Raw genomic sequence first — 14,534 nt, forward strand, 5'->3', positions numbered from 1 at the left:
GGCATGTCCCAGACCCTTGCCGCCGTCACCGGCTCCCTCAGCTCCGTTGGTTACGGTCTCGCGGCCATCGGCCCCGGCGTCGGCGTCGGCATCATCTTCGGTAACGGCACCCAGGCTCTCGCCCGTCAGCCCGAGGCTGCCGGCCTGATCCGCGCCAACCAGATCCTCGGCTTCGCCTTCTGTGAGGCGCTCGCCCTGATCGGTCTGGTCATGCCGTTCGTCTACCCGAGCTCCTGATCTTCGGTCTCGACGAACAGCCCATTAGACGAAAGGCACTGATGTGAACCTCATGGTTCTCGCGGCTGAGACGGAGAATCCGCTCTTCCCGCCGATCCCCGAGCTCGTCATCGGTCTGATCGCCTTCGTCATCGTCTTCGGTTTCCTCGCGAAGAAGCTCCTCCCGAACATCAACAAGGTTCTGGACGAGCGTCGCGAGGCCATCGAGGGCGGTATCGAGAAGGCTGAGGCCGCTCAGACCGAGGCTCAGAGCGTGCTGGAGCAGTACAAGGCCCAGCTCGCCGAAGCCCGGCACGAGGCCGCGCGCCTGCGCCAGGAAGCGCTGGAGCAGGGCACTGCGCTCAAGGAAGAACTGCGCGCAGAGGGCCAGCGGCAGCGTGAGGAGATCATCGCTGCCGGCCACGCCCAGATCGCGGCGGACCGCAAGGCCGCCTCTCAGGCGCTGCGTCAGGACGTGGGCAAGCTCGCCACCGACCTGGCCGGAAAGCTCGTCGGCGAGTCCCTTGAGGACCACGCCCGGCAGAGCCGCACGATCGACCGTTTCCTCAGCGAGCTCGAGGAGAAGGCCGAGGCCGCCCGATGAACGGAGCGAGCCGCGAGGCGCTGGCCTCCGCGCGCGAGCGTCTCGACGCACTGACGGACAACACGTCCGTCGACGCGGCGAAGCTCGCCGGTGAGCTGGCAGCCGTCACCGCGCTGCTCGACCGTGAGGTCTCGCTGCGTCGGGTCATCACGGACCCGGCGCAGTCCGGTGAGGCCAAGGCCGAGCTGGTGGGCCGACTGCTGTCCGGCCAGGTGGGCGGGGAGACCCTCGACCTGGTGTCCGGCATGGCCCGGTCCCGCTGGTCGCAGTCCCGTGACCTGGTGGACTCGCTGGAGGAGCTGGCGGCCACCGCCGACCTCACGGCGGCCCAGCAGGGCGACGCACTCGACAACGTCGAGGACGAGGTGTTCCGGTTCGGCCGGATCGTGTCCTCGAGCACCGAGCTGCGTTCCGCGCTGACCGACCGCGCGGCCACCGCCTCCGCCAAGAGCGAGCTGCTGCGCAGCCTGCTCGGCGGCAAGGTGAACGCCGTCACCGAGCGCCTGGTGATCCGTCTTGTCACGCTGCCGCGTGGACGTAGCCTGGAAGCGGGACTCGAGTCCCTTTCCACGCTCGCCGCCGAGCGCCGCAACCGGATGGTCGCCACCGTGACCAGCGCGGTTCCGCTCAGCGACGTGCAGAAGGCCCGTCTCGGCGCGGTGCTGGCCAAGCTGTACGGCCGCCAGATGCACCTGAACCTCGACGTGGACCCCGAGGTCCTCGGCGGGATCTCGGTGCGTGTCGGCGACGAGGTCATCGACGGCACCATCGCGGACCGCCTCGCCGAGGCGTCCCGCCGCATGGCCGGCTGACCAGCCACCAATAGAACAAAGCATTCCTAGCGGCCCGGTTGGGCCGTGCAGAACTTGCAGAAGATTCCTGGGGGTCGCCCCCAGACCCCAAAGAAGCTTCAGGCCCAACAAGGAGAGCAGGGAACCCAGATGGCGGAGCTCACGATCCGGCCGGAGGAGATCCGGGACGCACTGGAGAACTTCGTCCAGTCGTACCAGCCGGACGCGGCCTCGCGCGAGGAGGTCGGAACGGTCAGCGTTGCCGGCGACGGCATCGCGAAGGTGGAGGGCCTGCCCTCCGCCATGGCGAACGAGCTGCTGAAGTTCGAGGACGGCACCCTCGGTCTCGCCCTCAACCTCGAGGAGCGCGAGATCGGTGCGGTCGTCCTCGGCGAGTTCAGCGGTATCGAGGAGGGCCAGCCGGTGCAGCGCACCGGTGAGGTTCTCTCCGTAGGCGTCGGCGAGGGCTACCTCGGCCGCGTTGTCGACCCGCTCGGCAACCCGATCGACGGCCTCGGCGAGATCGCGACCGAGGGCCGCCGCGCCCTTGAGCTGCAGGCCCCCGGCGTCATGGTCCGCAAGTCGGTCCACGAGCCGATGCAGACCGGCTACAAGGCCATCGACGCGATGGTGCCGATCGGCCGCGGCCAGCGCCAGCTGATCATCGGTGACCGTCAGACGGGTAAGACCGCTCTGGCCGTCGACACGATCATCAACCAGCGCGACAACTGGCGCTCGGGCGACGTGAACAAGCAGGTCCGCTGCATCTACGTCGCCATCGGCCAGAAGGGCTCGACCATCGCGTCCGTTCGCGGCGCCCTGGAAGACGCCGGCGCGCTCGAGTACACGACGATCGTCGCCGCCCCGGCGTCCGACCCGGCCGGCTTCAAGTACCTGGCGCCGTACACCGGTTCCGCCATCGGCCAGCACTGGATGTACGCCGGCAAGCACGTCCTGATCATCTTCGACGACCTGTCGAAGCAGGCCGACGCCTACCGCGCCGTGTCGCTGCTGCTGCGCCGCCCGCCGGGCCGTGAGGCCTACCCGGGTGACGTCTTCTACCTGCACTCCCGCCTGCTGGAGCGCTGCGCGAAGCTCTCCGACGACATGGGTGCCGGTTCGATGACCGGTCTGCCGATCGTCGAGACGAAGGCGAACGACGTGTCGGCGTTCATCCCGACCAACGTCATCTCCATCACCGACGGCCAGTGCTTCCTGGAGTCCGACCTGTTCAACGCGGGCCAGCGCCCGGCGCTGAACGTCGGTATCTCGGTCTCCCGCGTCGGTGGCTCCGCCCAGCACAAGGCCATGAAGCAGGTTTCCGGCCGTCTGCGCCTGGACCTGGCCCAGTACCGCGAGCTGGAGGCGTTCGCCGCCTTCGGTTCCGACCTGGACGCCGCGTCGAAGGCCTCGCTGGAGCGCGGCAAGCGCCTGGTCGAGCTGCTGAAGCAGGGCCAGTACCAGCCGATGCCCGTCGAGGAGCAGGTCGTCTCCGTCTGGGCCGGTACCACCGGCAAGATGGACGACGTCCCGGTCAACGACATCCGTCGCTTCGAGTCGGAGCTGCTGGAGCACCTGCGCCGCGAGCGCAAGGACCTCCTCACCTCCATCGCCGAGGGCGGCAAGATGTCGGACGACACCCTGACGTCGATCGCCGACGCCATCGCCGCCTTCAAGCGCCAGTTCGAGACCTCGGACGGCAAGCTCCTGGGCGAGGACGCGCCGGCCGTCAACGTCTCCAAGTGACGACGGAAGGGACCTGACTCATGGGAGCGCAGCTCCGGGTCTACAAGCGTCGCATCCGTGCCGTCACGGCGACCAAGAAGATCACCAAGGCGATGGAGATGATCGCCGCCTCGCGCATCGTCAAGGCGCAGCGCAAGGTGGCGGCATCGATGCCGTACGCGACCGAGCTCACCCGTGCGGTGACCGCGGTGGCGACCGGTTCGAACACCAAGCACGCCCTGACCACCGAGGTCGAGGCGCCGACCCGCGCCGCGGTCCTGCTCATCACGAGCGACCGCGGTCTGGCCGGCGGCTACTCCTCGAACGCCATCAAGCAGGCGGAGCGGCTCACCGAGCGGCTGCGCGGCGAGGGCAAGGAGGTCGACACGTACATCGTCGGCCGTAAGGGTGTGGCCTACTTCGGCTTCCGCGAGCGCAAGGTCGCGGAGTCGTGGACCGGCTTCACCGACAGCCCGGCCTACGCCGACGCCAAGCGCGTCGCGGCGCCGCTGATCGAGGCCATCCAGACGGAAACGGCCGAGGGCGGCGTCGACGAGCTGCACATCGTCTACACGGAATTCGTGTCGATGATGACGCAGAACGCGGTGGACGGACGGATGCTGCCGCTCAGCCTCACGGAGACATCTGCTGGGGCTGCGGAGGAGAGTGGTACGAAGGGCGAGATCCTTCCGCTGTTCGACTTCGAGCCGTCGGCGGAGGACGTCCTCGACGCCCTGCTGCCGCGCTACGTCGAGAGCCGTATCTACAACGCACTGCTGCAGTCGGCTGCTTCCGAGCACGCCGCCCGCCGCCGCGCGATGAAGTCGGCGACCGACAACGCCGGGGATCTCATCAAGAGCCTCTCCCGGCTTGCCAACGCGGCCCGCCAGGCCGAAATCACCCAGGAAATCAGCGAGATCGTCGGTGGCGCGAGCGCCATGGCTGACGCGACCGCGGGGAGTGACAAGTAATGACGACCACTGTTGAGACGGCCGCCGCCACGGGCCGCGTCGCCCGGGTCATCGGCCCGGTCGTCGACGTGGAGTTCCCCGTCGACGCCATGCCCGAGATCTACAACGCCCTCAAGGTCCAGGTCGCCGACCCGGCCGAGGAGGGGAAGCTCAAGACCCTGACCCTCGAGGTCGCGCAGCACCTGGGTGACGGCATCGTCCGCACCATCTCGATGCAGCCGACCGACGGCCTGGTCCGCCAGGCCACGGTGACCGACACGGGCGAGGGCATCACCGTCCCCGTCGGCGACTTCACCAAGGGCAAGGTGTTCAACACCCTCGGTGAGGTGCTGAACTACCCCGAGGCGAACGCCGAGGTCACCGAGCGCTGGCCGATCCACCGCAAGGCGCCTCGCTTCGACGAGCTCGAGTCGAAGACCGAGATGTTCGAGACCGGCGTCAAGGTCATCGACCTTCTCACCCCGTACGTCAAGGGTGGAAAGATCGGTCTGTTCGGTGGTGCCGGTGTCGGCAAGACCGTTCTGATCCAGGAAATGATCTACCGCGTCGCCAACAACCACGACGGTGTGTCGGTCTTCGCGGGCGTCGGTGAGCGTACCCGTGAGGGCAACGACCTCATCGAGGAAATGGCCGACTCGGGCGTCATCGACAAGACGGCCCTCGTCTTCGGCCAGATGGACGAGCCCCCGGGCACCCGTCTGCGCGTCGCGCTCGCCGGTCTGACCATGGCGGAGTACTTCCGCGATGTGCAGAAGCAGGACGTGCTGTTCTTCATCGACAACATCTTCCGGTACACCCAGGCGGGTTCCGAGGTGTCGACCCTGCTCGGCCGTATGCCCTCCGCGGTGGGCTACCAGCCGAACCTGGCCGACGAGATGGGTCTCCTCCAGGAGCGCATCACCTCGACCCGTGGTCACTCGATCACCTCGATGCAGGCGATCTACGTCCCCGCGGACGACCTGACCGACCCGGCGCCGGCGACCACCTTCGCCCACCTCGACGCGACGACGGTTCTCTCCCGTCCGATCTCCGAGAAGGGCATCTACCCGGCCGTGGACCCGCTGGACTCGACGTCCCGCATCCTCGACCCGCGGTACATCACGGCGGACCACTACGCCACGGCGATGCGCGTCAAGGGGATCCTCCAGAAGTACAAGGACCTCCAGGACATCATCGCGATCCTCGGTATCGACGAGCTGGGCGAGGAGGACAAGCTCGTTGTCCACCGTGCCCGTCGCGTCGAGCGCTTCCTGTCGCAGAACACCCACGTGGCGAAGCAGTTCACCGGTGTGGACGGTTCGGACGTTCCGCTCGACGAGTCGATCACCGCGTTCAACGCGATCTGCGATGGTGACTACGACCACTTCCCCGAGCAGGCGTTCTTCCTGTGCGGTGGCATCGAGGACCTGAAGGCGAACGCCAAGGAGCTGGGCGTCTCCTGATCCGGCGCGCTCCGCGAGGGGCGCATCCGGTTCGAGATTCACGGAGAGGGGCGGGTATGTCCCGTCCCTCTCCCCCCGCCCATTAGAATTTGACCCAACACCCGGCCGACCCGCCGGGTGGTGACCCGAGGAGCCACCTTGGCTGCTGAGCTGCACGTCGAGCTGGTCGCGGCGGACCGCAATGTCTGGTCCGGCGAGGCCACCCTTGTTGTCGCCCGCACCACGTCCGGCGACATCGGCGTCATGCCCGGTCACCAGCCGCTTCTCGGTGTGCTGGAATCGGGCCCTGTGACCATCCGTACCAGCGAGGGCAACACTGTCGTCGCCGCGGTGCACGGCGGTTTCATCTCGTTCGCGGACAACAAGCTGTCCCTGCTGGCCGAGATCGCCGAGCTCGCGGACGAAATTGACGTCCAGCGTGCGGAGCGGGCACTGGAGCGCGCCAAGTCGGAGACCGACGCGGCCTCCGAGCGGCGCGCCGAAGTCCGTCTGCGCGCGGTCGCGGGGCACTGAGCGCCGTACCAAACGTGTGAAACCTCAGCCGCGGTCCCTTCCGGAATTTTCCGGAGCGGGTCGCGGCTGAGGCGATGCAGGTCCTTTTTTCGTCTGTATTCGATGAGCGAGGAGGTCGGTGAAGATGCTCCTCGCTCTGCTTGTGAGCGGCCTGGTCGTAGCCCTGGTGGTGATCGGGCTGTTTGCCTTCGGCCTGCGCCGCAGACTGATCCAGCGCTCCGGCGGCACCTTCGACTGCAGCATGCGCTGGGACGTGGCCGAGGAGCCCGACGTCTCCGGCAAGGGCTGGGTCTACGGGGTCGCGCGCTACAGCGGTGACCGCATCGACTGGTTCCGCGTCTTCAGCTACTCGCCGCGACCGCGCCGGCTGCTGGAGCGGTCCTCCATCGAGGTCGTCGCCCGCCGCGCCCCCGAGGGCGAGGAGGAGCTGGCGCTGCTCTCCGATGCCGTCGTGCTGGGCTGTGTCCACCGGGGCACGCGCCTGGAGCTGGCGATGAGCGATGACGCGCTGACCGGGTTCCTGGCCTGGCTGGAGGCGGCACCTCCCGGCCAGAGGGTGAATGTGGCCTGATCGACTCCAGACATGGAGAAGCCGGGGAGACGGGGGCGGACCCGTCTCCCCGGCTTCGGTCTTTACTGGAGTCCGGTGTGGATCGCGTTCGCGAGCTCACCGTTCGCGGTGTCGCCGCTGAACTCCCAGAAGAAGGCTCCCTTGAGGCCCTGCTGCTTGGCCCAGGTCATCTTCCCGGCGATGGTGGCGGGGGTGTCGTAGCTCCACCAGTTGCTGCCGCACTTGGCGTAGGCGGTGCCGGCGACGGTGCCGGTGGCCGGGCAGCTGCCCTTGAGGACCTTGTAGTCCTCGATGCCCTGCTCGTACGTGCCCTGCGCGGGTCCCGTGGCGGTGCCGCCGGGGGCGGCCTGGGTGACTCCGGTCCAGCCGCGGCCGTAGAAGCCGATGCCGAGGTTGAGCTTGGAGCCGGGGATGCCCTTGCCCTTGAGCTTGGTGATGGCGGCCTCGGAGTTGAAGCCGGCGATCGGGATGCCGGTGTACGAGGTGAGCGGGGAGTGCGGGGCGGTCGGGCCCTTGGCGTCCCAGGCGCCGAAGAAGTCGTACGTCATGACGTTGTAGAAGTCGGCGTACTGCGCGGCGCCCGCGTAGTCGGCGAGGTCGAGCTTGCCGCCGTTGGAGCCGTCCGCGGAGATCGCGGCGGTGACCAGGTTGGAGCCGCCGAACTTGGTGCGCAGCGCGGACATCAGGTTCTTGAAGGCCGCCGCTCCGCTGGTGTCGCAGGACAGGCCGCAGGCGTTCGGGTACTCCCAGTCGATGTCGATGCCGTCGAAGACATCGGCCCAGCGCGGGTCCTCGACCAGGCTGTAGCAGGACTGGGCGAAGGCGGCCGGGTTGGCCGCGGCCTGGCCGAAGCCGCCGGACCAGGTCCAGCCGCCGAAGGACCACAGGATCTTGATGTTCGGGTACTTGGCCTTGAGCTTGCGCAGCTGGTTGAAGTTGCCGCGCAGCGGCTGGTCCCAGGTGTCGGCGACGCCGTCGACGCTCTGGTCGGCGGTGTAGGCCTTGTCGTAGTCGGCGTAGGCGTCACCGATGGTGCACTGGCCGTTCTGGACGTTGCCGAAGGCGTAGTTGATGTGGGTGATCTTCGCGGCGGAGCCCGAGGTGACCAGGTTCTTCACGTGGTAGTTGCGGCCGTAGACGCCCCACTCGGTGAAGTAGCCCAGCTTGACCTTGCCGCCCGGGTCCGGGGGAATGGTGCCGCCGCCCGTGGTGGTCACCGACAGGGTGCCGGAGGAGGGGCCGGTCTGGTCGATGGTGTCGCGCGCGGTGACGGTGTAGCTGTACGTCGTGCCCTTGGTCAGGCCCGAGTCCGTGTAGGTGGTGCCGGTGACGGTAGCGATCTTGGCGCCGCCGCGGTACACGTCGTAGTTCTTGATGCCCTTGTCGTCGGTGGCCGCCGACCAGCCCAGGGTCAGGCCGGTGTCCGTGACGCCGCCGGCCGTGGGGGTGCCGGGGGCGGAGGGCGGGTTGTCGCCGGGCTGGGAGGTGCCGTCGCAGGGGCCGCCGTTGACCTTGCAGCCGCTGGGGGCGCCGGGGCCGGCGCCGTTGAAGCCGAAGCTGATGGTGGCGCCGGGGGAGAGGGTGCCGTTCCAGCCGACGTTCTTGCCGGTCCAGTGGGTGCCCGAGCTGGTGACGGTGGCGTCCCAGGCCGAGGTGACGGTGGTGCCGGCCGGGTAGTCCCACTCCACGGTCCAGCTGGTGAGGGTGGTGGTGCCGGTGTTCTTCACCGTCCACTTGCCCTCGAAGCCGGTGCCCCAGTCGGAGACCTTGGTGTACGTCGCGGTCGCGGATGTCGCGGCCTGCGCGGGGCCGGCCAGCGCCACGAGTCCGGTGACGGGCACGGCGAGGGCGGCCACGATTGCCGCGACCCGGGTGAAGAACCGGGTGCGCCGGATGCGCCCGGTACGGGGTGGGGATGCTGTGCTCAAGGGTGCTCCTCCGTAGGTCCGCGGCAGTCGTGGGGCCGACTGCCACATGGGGGTGGGACCTGCGCCGCCCGTGAGCACGCTTGTCATGGCACGCTCACCACAGTGTTGCGGTGAGATTAGAAAGGTCTGGACCAACCGTCAAGAGGTCCAGACCGGTTGGCCCCGACCCGGCCTCTGGATCATCGTTGGCGACCACGCCGAGCGTGCCGACGACCAGGGCCACCGACGGCCCTGGAGCGGCGCAGCAGCTCCATCGCGCTGAGGACCACCAGGGGGACCAGGGCGGCCCACTCGGGCAGGAGGCGCCGCTCGGAGCTGTTGTAGACGCCCAGCGACCACCATCACCAGGCCGGCTGTGCGAGCCGCTGATGGAGCTGGTCCTGCTGGTGGTCACCACGCTGGACCTCAAGAACGGCGCCGCCGACTGGAAGCACGGTCTGGCCGCCCTGTACATCGGCTACACCGTCGCCTACGGGCACTACACGGTGAAGTGGCTCGACGGCCACGCCGCGTACCGGCTGGCCGGAGGGGACAACCCGGCCGGCCCCGGCTGGGGGAAGGTGCGGGCCGTCCACGCGTGGAAGCTGTGGCTCCGTACCGTCGTCGCGGCGGCCGCGGCCCTCGGCCTGCTCCAGACGGCGATCTGGTACGTCGGCGGCGCGGGCGGCGTCAGCTCGCTCAAGGCGTGGCAGTTCGGTGCCCTGCGGGCGGTCGGCATCCACGCTCTGATCGCCGCCACCTGCACGCTCTGGCCGAAGAAGGCCGCGGCGGGCGCCGAGGAGCGGCCCGCCCTCGCCACGACGGAGCGTTGAAGGCGGAGCGCTAGCGCTCGCCGCCCGGCACCCACAGCACGTCCCCGACCTCCTTGTTGGCCGTACGCGCCAGGATGAACAGGAGGTCGGAGAGGCGGTTCAGGTAGGTCGCCGTCAGCGGGTTCATCACCTCGCCGTGCACCTCCAGCGCCGCCCACGTAGAGCGCTCGGCGCGCCGGACCACCGTGCAGGCCTGGTGCAGGAGGGCCGCGCCCGGGGTGCCGCCGGGGAGGATGAAGCTGCGCAGCTTCTCCAGCTGCTCGTTGAAGGCGTCGCAGTCCGCCTCCAGCTTGTCCACGTAGAACTGCTCCACGCGCAGCGGCGGGTACTGCGGGTCCTCGACCACCGGGGTGCACAGGTCCGCGCCCACGTCGAACAGGTCGTTCTGCACCCGTACCAGGACCTTCACGACTTCCGGCGCCAGCCGGCCGAGCGCGATCGCCGTCCCGATGGCCGCGTTGGCCTCGTTGGCGTCGGCGTACGCCGAGATCCGCAGGTCGGTCTTGGCCGTGCGGCTCATGTCGCCGAGGGCGGTCGTGCCCTTGTCACCGGTGCGGGTGTAGATGCGCGTGAGGTTCACCATGGCGCCAGCGTAGTCCGCACCCAACTGCGCGCCCCTCGGGGACCGGTGGGCCGTACCGGTGTGATGTCCGTCATCTGAGACGTGACGCGTGTTACTTCGAGGTCACACCGCACCGCCCGGGCGCTAGTCTCCGCCGGAGAGGCCGCATGACCGGGCCGAATCGAGACTGCGCCGGGTGAAGTGTGAAGAACGTGGGGTGTGAAGTGGCTGGGAAGCTCGCCGTCATCGGTGCCGGACTGATGGGGTCCGGAATCGCTCAGGTTTCCGCTCAGGCGGGCTGGGACGTCGTACTGAGGGACGTCACCGATGCCGCGCTGACCCGTGGCACGGACGGGATCAAGGCCTCGTACGACAAGTTCGTCTCCAAGGGGAAGATGACGGCCGAGGACGCCGAGGCCGCGCTCGCCCGCATCACGACCACCACCGACCTCGACGCCGTCGCCGACGTGGACATCCTGGTCGAGGCCGTCTTCGAGAAGATCGAGATCAAGCACGAGATCTTCCGCACCCTCGACAAGATCGTCCGCGAGGACACGATCCTCGCCTCCAACACCTCCGCCATCCCGATCACCAAGATCGCGGCCGCGACGGAGCGCCCGGAGCGGGTCGTCGGCGCGCACTTCTTCTCTCCCGTCCCGATGATGCAGCTCTGCGAGCTCGTACGCGGCTACAAGACGAGCGACGAAACCCTCGCCGCGACCCGCGCGTTCGCCGAGTCCGTCGGCAAGACCTGCATCGTCGTCAACCGCGACGTCGCCGGCTTCGTGACGACCCGTCTGATCTCCGCCCTCGTCGTCGAGGCCGCAAAGCTCTACGAATCGGGCGTGGCCTCCGCCGAGGACATCGACATCGCGTGCAAGCTGGGCTTCGGGCACGCGATGGGTCCGCTGGCCACGGCGGACCTCACGGGCGTCGACATCCTGCTGCACGCCACCAGCAACATTTACACCGAATCCCAGGACGAGAAGTTCGCGCCGCCGGAGCTCATGCGCCGCATGGTCGACGCGGGCGACATCGGCCGCAAGAGCGGACAGGGCTTCTACAAGCACTGAGGCCGAACCGGGCCGGACCGCTGAGCACCATCGTTCGAACGCCTTCACCCCACGGGGTGAATTAGGTATCGGTTCGCTCACGGTCGGCAACTTCCCTGCCCGTGCGGCAGTCAGTTGCAGTGAGAGTTGCCGACCAAGGACCAGCCGGACCATACGTACGCAGTACTGCCGGGAGTACACATGCACATCAGGGGCGACCACGCCGAACTCGCTGTCGGGGGCCGCCTCGACGTGCGCAGCGCGGCGGACGCCCGTACCGCCCTCCACGCCGCCCTCGACGACGGCCACGGCGACCTCGTGCTCGACCTCACCGGGCTCGACTCCTGGGACGCGACCGGCCTCGGCGTGATCATGGGCGCGCACCGGAGGGCCGGCCGGACCGGACGGCGGCTCGTCCTGCGCGGGGTGCCCCCGCAGATGCAGCGACTGCTCGTCGCCACCCGGCTGCACCGGATCCTCGCGATCGAGGGCGGCCTGGAGGCGGAGTCCCTGCCCCGAGTGTGAACGGGGTGTTCCGGTTTCCTGCGGAAACGTAACGGTCCGGTGGTGATGGCCACCCTGCGGTTCCGGCGCGTCCGGCCACGGTCTAGGGTTCGGGCGGAAAACCGGACCAGTAGCGATAGCGGCGTGCGAAGGCCGGGTGGTACGACGGCGAGGCGCACGGCCCGCGATCGGGGGACTTGGTCATGGACCGAACACAGGGGCAGACCCACCCGCAGGAGCAGTCCGGGCCGGCGAACCCCGCGGCCGTGAACCCCGCGGCCGTGAACCCCCCGGCCGCGGCACCCGCACGGATCGTCAGCCTGACCGCGGGCGACTTCACCCTCACCGTCAACCCGGTCGACGGCAGCGAGATGGCGCCGGTCCGGCCCGACACCGCCACCGGCCGCCCCGCCAAGCGCGGCCCGGCCGCCCGCAGCGCCCGGGACGCCGCCGCGCGCCCGCCCGTACTGCCGGGGGCTCCCGCGTCCGCCCCGCCCCTGCGCGGGCGCGAGGAGGAGCGGGAGCGGCTCGTACGGCTGCTGGCCCGAGGACGGTCCGTACGTCTGACCGGGCCCGCCGGATCGGGTCGTACCTCGCTGCTCGACGCGGTCGCCGCCCGGTGCGACGGCCTCGCCCCCGACGGCGTCGTACGGCTCTCCGGATACGGCCACCAGCAGCCCGGCGAACTGCTGCACGCCCTGTACGCCACCGTGTACGAGGCTTCGGACCAGCGGCCCGACCGCATCGAACTCCTCTCCCGGATACGGGACATCGGCGCCGTCGTCCTCCTCGACGACCTGGAGATGGGCGGCCCCGCCCTCGACGAACTGCTGCGGGCCACCCCCGAATGCGCCTACCTGCTCGCCGCGACCCCCGAGACCCGGGCCCCCTCCGACGACTCGCACCTGGAGGAGGTCTTCCTCGGCGGACTCGGCAAGGCCGACTGCCTGAACCTCCTCGAAGCCGGCATCGGGCGGCCCCTGACGGACCTGGAGACGGCCTGGGCGGGAGATCTCGCCTTCGCCTCCGAGGGGCTGCCGCTGCGCTTCGTACAGGCCGTCTCGCTGCTGCGGCAGCGCGACGAGCTCAACCACACCGACGAGGACGGCGACGAGGAGGAGCCCGGCGTCTTCGAGGAGCGCCCGCGCGACGCCGTCGAGGTGCCGCTGCCGACGCTCGCCGAGGGCGCCGCCCCGGCGGAGCTGCTGGCCTCGCGGGTCAGCGAGTCGGCGCGCGCCGCGCTGCGGATCGCGTGCGCGCTGGGCGGGGAGATGCCGCACCACGCGCACCTGCCGGCGCTGGTCGGGGACACCCATGCCGACTCGGCGGTGGCGGAACTGCTGGCCTGCGGGCTGCTGACCCCGGTCGGGACCCGCTACCGGCTCGCCGCGGGAGTCGCCCGGCAGCTGGAGGAGGCCGGGTACGGGGACACCGCGGCGGAGGGGGCCCGAACGGCCGCCCGGCACTACGCCTGGTGGACCGGGCACACCTCGGTGAGCCCGGAGCGGGTCGCGGCGGAGACCGACGCGGTACTGGCCGCGCTGGCCGGTGCGGACGTGGTGGCGGCGGTGCTGCTGGCGCGGACGGCGGCTCCCGCGTTCGCGGCCTCGCTGCACTGGGAGGCCTGGGAGCGGGTGCTGCGCTCGGGCGCCGAGGCCGCGCGCAAGGCGGGGGAGGTCGCCGAGCAGGCGTACTTCCACCACGAACTCGGCGTGCTCGCGCTGTGCGAGGGGCGGGTGGACCGGGCGCGGGCCGAGCTGGAGACCTCGATCGGGCTGAAGGGGGCGCTGGCGGACAAGCGGGGCACCGTGGCGGGGCGGCGGGCGCTGGCGCTCGTCGTGGACCGGGAGGCGGCGGGGGTGGCGGCTTCGCCGCCGCTGCGGCTGGAGGCGCCGGCTGCGGGTGCCGCTTCGGCTGCCGCCGGCCCGCCTGCCCTGCCGGCTGCGTTGCCGGCGGGCCCGGAGGCGGTGACGACGGCGCTCCCGGCCGCCCCGCGGGCGGTGCCGGGCGTGACCGGCGTGGTCGCCCCGGGGGCGTCGGAGGCGGTGACGCGGGTGACCCCGGTGGCTACGGGGACCCCGGTGACCCCCGGGGCTAAGGGGACGCCGGGGATCCCGGGGACGCCGGTGACCCCCGGGGCTAAGGGGACGCCGGGGATCCCGGGGACGCCGGTGACCCCTATATCCCCTGTGGTGCCGGTGATCCGGCGCCCGGATGCTCCCTCGACGCTGTCGGAGGTGTTCGAGGACGCCTTCCCGCTCTCCCCGAAGCCGGCCGCGGATCCTGTCCCGGCCACCCGGCCGCCGTACGCCGAGCCCGCCGCGGACTCGGTCCGGCGACGGCGGATCCTGCTGGCCGGTGCGGGGGTGCTGACGGTGGTGGCCCTGGGCACGGTGGTGAGCCTGGCCATGGGCTCCTCGGACACCCCGGCGCCGACGCAGGGCCCGGCGGTGTCGTCCACCCCGACGCGGGTGGCTCCGCCGGTGGTGCCGGGGGCGAGCGGGAACGATCCTGCGCCGGCGCCGTCGGATCCGGCCGCGCCGTCGGACTCCGCTGCGGCGGAGCCGGGCGCCACGGGCAGCGCGGGGCCGACGGGGTCCACGCGCGCCACTCCGTCGCGCAAGCCGTCCGCGACGCCGCCGTCGGCCCGGCCGTCGCCGGCCAAGCCGACGCCTACGCCGCCGGATCCGGGAAGCCCGGCGCCGACGCCGACTCCCACCACCCCGCCGACGCCTACGCCGGTACCGACCGAGACCACCGGGCCGCAGTCGCCGACCGCCACCAGCTAGTGCTGTGACCGGAAAGGTTGACCGGGTCGCGACGTCCGGCACGGCACCTCGCCG

Annotated in this window: 14 protein-coding genes; 12 read left to right on the top strand and 2 right to left on the bottom strand. The window is 70.3% G+C overall.

What is annotated here, in order from left to right; all coding sequences use genetic code 11:
• Positions 1-3: 3 nt before the first annotated feature.
• From atpE to J7E94_RS22270, 8 genes are all read left to right on the top strand, one after another.
• Positions 4-237 carry an ATP synthase F0 subunit C gene (gene atpE, locus J7E94_RS22235; protein WP_007266589.1) on the top strand — a complete coding sequence of 78 codons (234 nt, stop codon included), beginning with the start codon at positions 4-6 and terminating at the stop codon, positions 235-237.
• 52 nt (positions 238-289) lie between these two features.
• On the top strand, positions 290-820 hold the full coding sequence (locus J7E94_RS22240) for a F0F1 ATP synthase subunit B (protein WP_215018154.1): 531 nt from the start codon (positions 290-292) through the stop codon (positions 818-820).
• A complete protein-coding gene (locus tag J7E94_RS22245; RefSeq protein WP_215018156.1) occupies positions 817-1,632 on the top strand; it encodes a F0F1 ATP synthase subunit delta in 816 nt (271 codons plus the stop codon). The genes J7E94_RS22240 and J7E94_RS22245 overlap by 4 nt, the downstream gene beginning before the upstream one ends.
• A 129-nt stretch (positions 1,633-1,761) precedes the next feature.
• Positions 1,762-3,357 (top strand): F0F1 ATP synthase subunit alpha, encoded by a 1,596-nt coding sequence (gene atpA, locus J7E94_RS22250; RefSeq protein WP_069921967.1) that lies wholly within the window; start codon positions 1,762-1,764, stop codon positions 3,355-3,357.
• A 20-nt stretch (positions 3,358-3,377) separates the two neighbouring features.
• Complete coding sequence (locus tag J7E94_RS22255; protein WP_215018157.1) at positions 3,378-4,307, top strand: F0F1 ATP synthase subunit gamma; 930 nt, start codon at positions 3,378-3,380, stop codon at positions 4,305-4,307.
• Positions 4,307-5,749, top strand: a complete 1,443-nt coding sequence (gene atpD, locus J7E94_RS22260) for a F0F1 ATP synthase subunit beta (protein WP_215018160.1) — start codon at positions 4,307-4,309, stop codon at positions 5,747-5,749. Before J7E94_RS22255 ends, atpD begins: the two co-directional genes overlap by 1 nt.
• A 138-nt stretch (positions 5,750-5,887) precedes the next feature.
• Positions 5,888-6,262: a F0F1 ATP synthase subunit epsilon gene (locus J7E94_RS22265; RefSeq protein WP_215018162.1), complete on the top strand. Its 375-nt coding sequence runs from the start codon at positions 5,888-5,890 to the stop codon at positions 6,260-6,262.
• A gap of 124 nt (positions 6,263-6,386) precedes the next feature.
• A complete protein-coding gene (locus J7E94_RS22270; protein ID WP_215018164.1) occupies positions 6,387-6,833 on the top strand; it encodes a DUF2550 domain-containing protein in 447 nt (148 codons plus the stop codon).
• 62 nt (positions 6,834-6,895) lie between these two features.
• Here J7E94_RS22270 and J7E94_RS22275 read toward each other — a convergent pair whose 3' ends face one another.
• A complete protein-coding gene (locus tag J7E94_RS22275) occupies positions 6,896-8,809 on the bottom strand; it encodes a glycoside hydrolase family 18 chitinase (RefSeq protein WP_215018178.1) in 1,914 nt (637 codons plus the stop codon).
• Positions 8,810-8,964: 155 nt separating this feature from the next.
• On the opposite strand from J7E94_RS22275, the gene J7E94_RS22280 reads away from it, so the two are divergent.
• Positions 8,965-9,573, top strand: coding sequence for a hypothetical protein (locus J7E94_RS22280; protein WP_215018165.1), 609 nt, complete (start codon positions 8,965-8,967; stop codon positions 9,571-9,573).
• Between the two features lie 10 nt (positions 9,574-9,583).
• On the opposite strand, the gene J7E94_RS22285 is transcribed toward J7E94_RS22280, so the two are convergent.
• Positions 9,584-10,156 carry a cob(I)yrinic acid a,c-diamide adenosyltransferase gene (locus J7E94_RS22285; RefSeq protein ID WP_215018167.1) on the bottom strand — a complete coding sequence of 191 codons (573 nt, stop codon included), beginning with the start codon at positions 10,154-10,156 and terminating at the stop codon, positions 9,584-9,586.
• A gap of 203 nt (positions 10,157-10,359) precedes the next feature.
• Between J7E94_RS22285 and J7E94_RS22290 the strand changes: the two genes are divergently transcribed.
• From J7E94_RS22290 to J7E94_RS22300, 3 genes are all read left to right on the top strand, one after another.
• The gene (locus J7E94_RS22290) at positions 10,360-11,208 is read left to right on the top strand and encodes a 3-hydroxyacyl-CoA dehydrogenase family protein (RefSeq protein WP_215018169.1); all 849 of its coding nucleotides are present in this window, start codon (positions 10,360-10,362) and stop codon (positions 11,206-11,208) included.
• A 180-nt stretch (positions 11,209-11,388) separates the two neighbouring features.
• Positions 11,389-11,712, top strand: coding sequence for an STAS domain-containing protein (locus J7E94_RS22295; RefSeq protein WP_133896866.1), 324 nt, complete (start codon positions 11,389-11,391; stop codon positions 11,710-11,712).
• Between the two features lie 182 nt (positions 11,713-11,894).
• Positions 11,895-14,480, top strand: coding sequence for an ATP-binding protein (locus tag J7E94_RS22300; protein WP_215018170.1), 2,586 nt, complete (start codon positions 11,895-11,897; stop codon positions 14,478-14,480).
• The last annotated feature ends 54 nt before the right edge of the window (positions 14,481-14,534 follow it).

It is taken from the genome of Streptomyces sp. ISL-94, from assembly GCF_018614075.1.
Taxonomy (GTDB): Bacteria; Actinomycetota; Actinomycetes; order Streptomycetales; family Streptomycetaceae; genus Streptomyces.

What these genes read in the sequence shown, in the direction of transcription:
- atpE (WP_007266589.1), top strand. Translation starts at nt 4, where the DNA reads ATGTCCCAGACCCTTGCCGCCGTCACCGGCTCCCTCAGCTCCGTTGGT.
- J7E94_RS22240 (WP_215018154.1), top strand. Translation starts at nt 290, where the DNA reads ATGGTTCTCGCGGCTGAGACGGAGAATCCGCTCTTCCCGCCGATCCCC.
- J7E94_RS22245 (WP_215018156.1), top strand. Translation starts at nt 817, where the DNA reads ATGAACGGAGCGAGCCGCGAGGCGCTGGCCTCCGCGCGCGAGCGTCTC.
- atpA (WP_069921967.1), top strand. Translation starts at nt 1,762, where the DNA reads ATGGCGGAGCTCACGATCCGGCCGGAGGAGATCCGGGACGCACTGGAG.
- J7E94_RS22255 (WP_215018157.1), top strand. Translation starts at nt 3,378, where the DNA reads ATGGGAGCGCAGCTCCGGGTCTACAAGCGTCGCATCCGTGCCGTCACG.
- atpD (WP_215018160.1), top strand. Translation starts at nt 4,307, where the DNA reads ATGACGACCACTGTTGAGACGGCCGCCGCCACGGGCCGCGTCGCCCGG.
- J7E94_RS22270 (WP_215018164.1), top strand. Translation starts at nt 6,387, where the DNA reads ATGCTCCTCGCTCTGCTTGTGAGCGGCCTGGTCGTAGCCCTGGTGGTG.
- J7E94_RS22275 (WP_215018178.1), bottom strand. Translation starts at nt 8,809, where the DNA reads ATGTGGCAGTCGGCCCCACGACTGCCGCGGACCTACGGAGGAGCACCC.
- J7E94_RS22285 (WP_215018167.1), bottom strand. Translation starts at nt 10,156, where the DNA reads ATGGTGAACCTCACGCGCATCTACACCCGCACCGGTGACAAGGGCACG.
- J7E94_RS22295 (WP_133896866.1), top strand. Translation starts at nt 11,389, where the DNA reads ATGCACATCAGGGGCGACCACGCCGAACTCGCTGTCGGGGGCCGCCTC.
- J7E94_RS22300 (WP_215018170.1), top strand. Translation starts at nt 11,895, where the DNA reads ATGGACCGAACACAGGGGCAGACCCACCCGCAGGAGCAGTCCGGGCCG.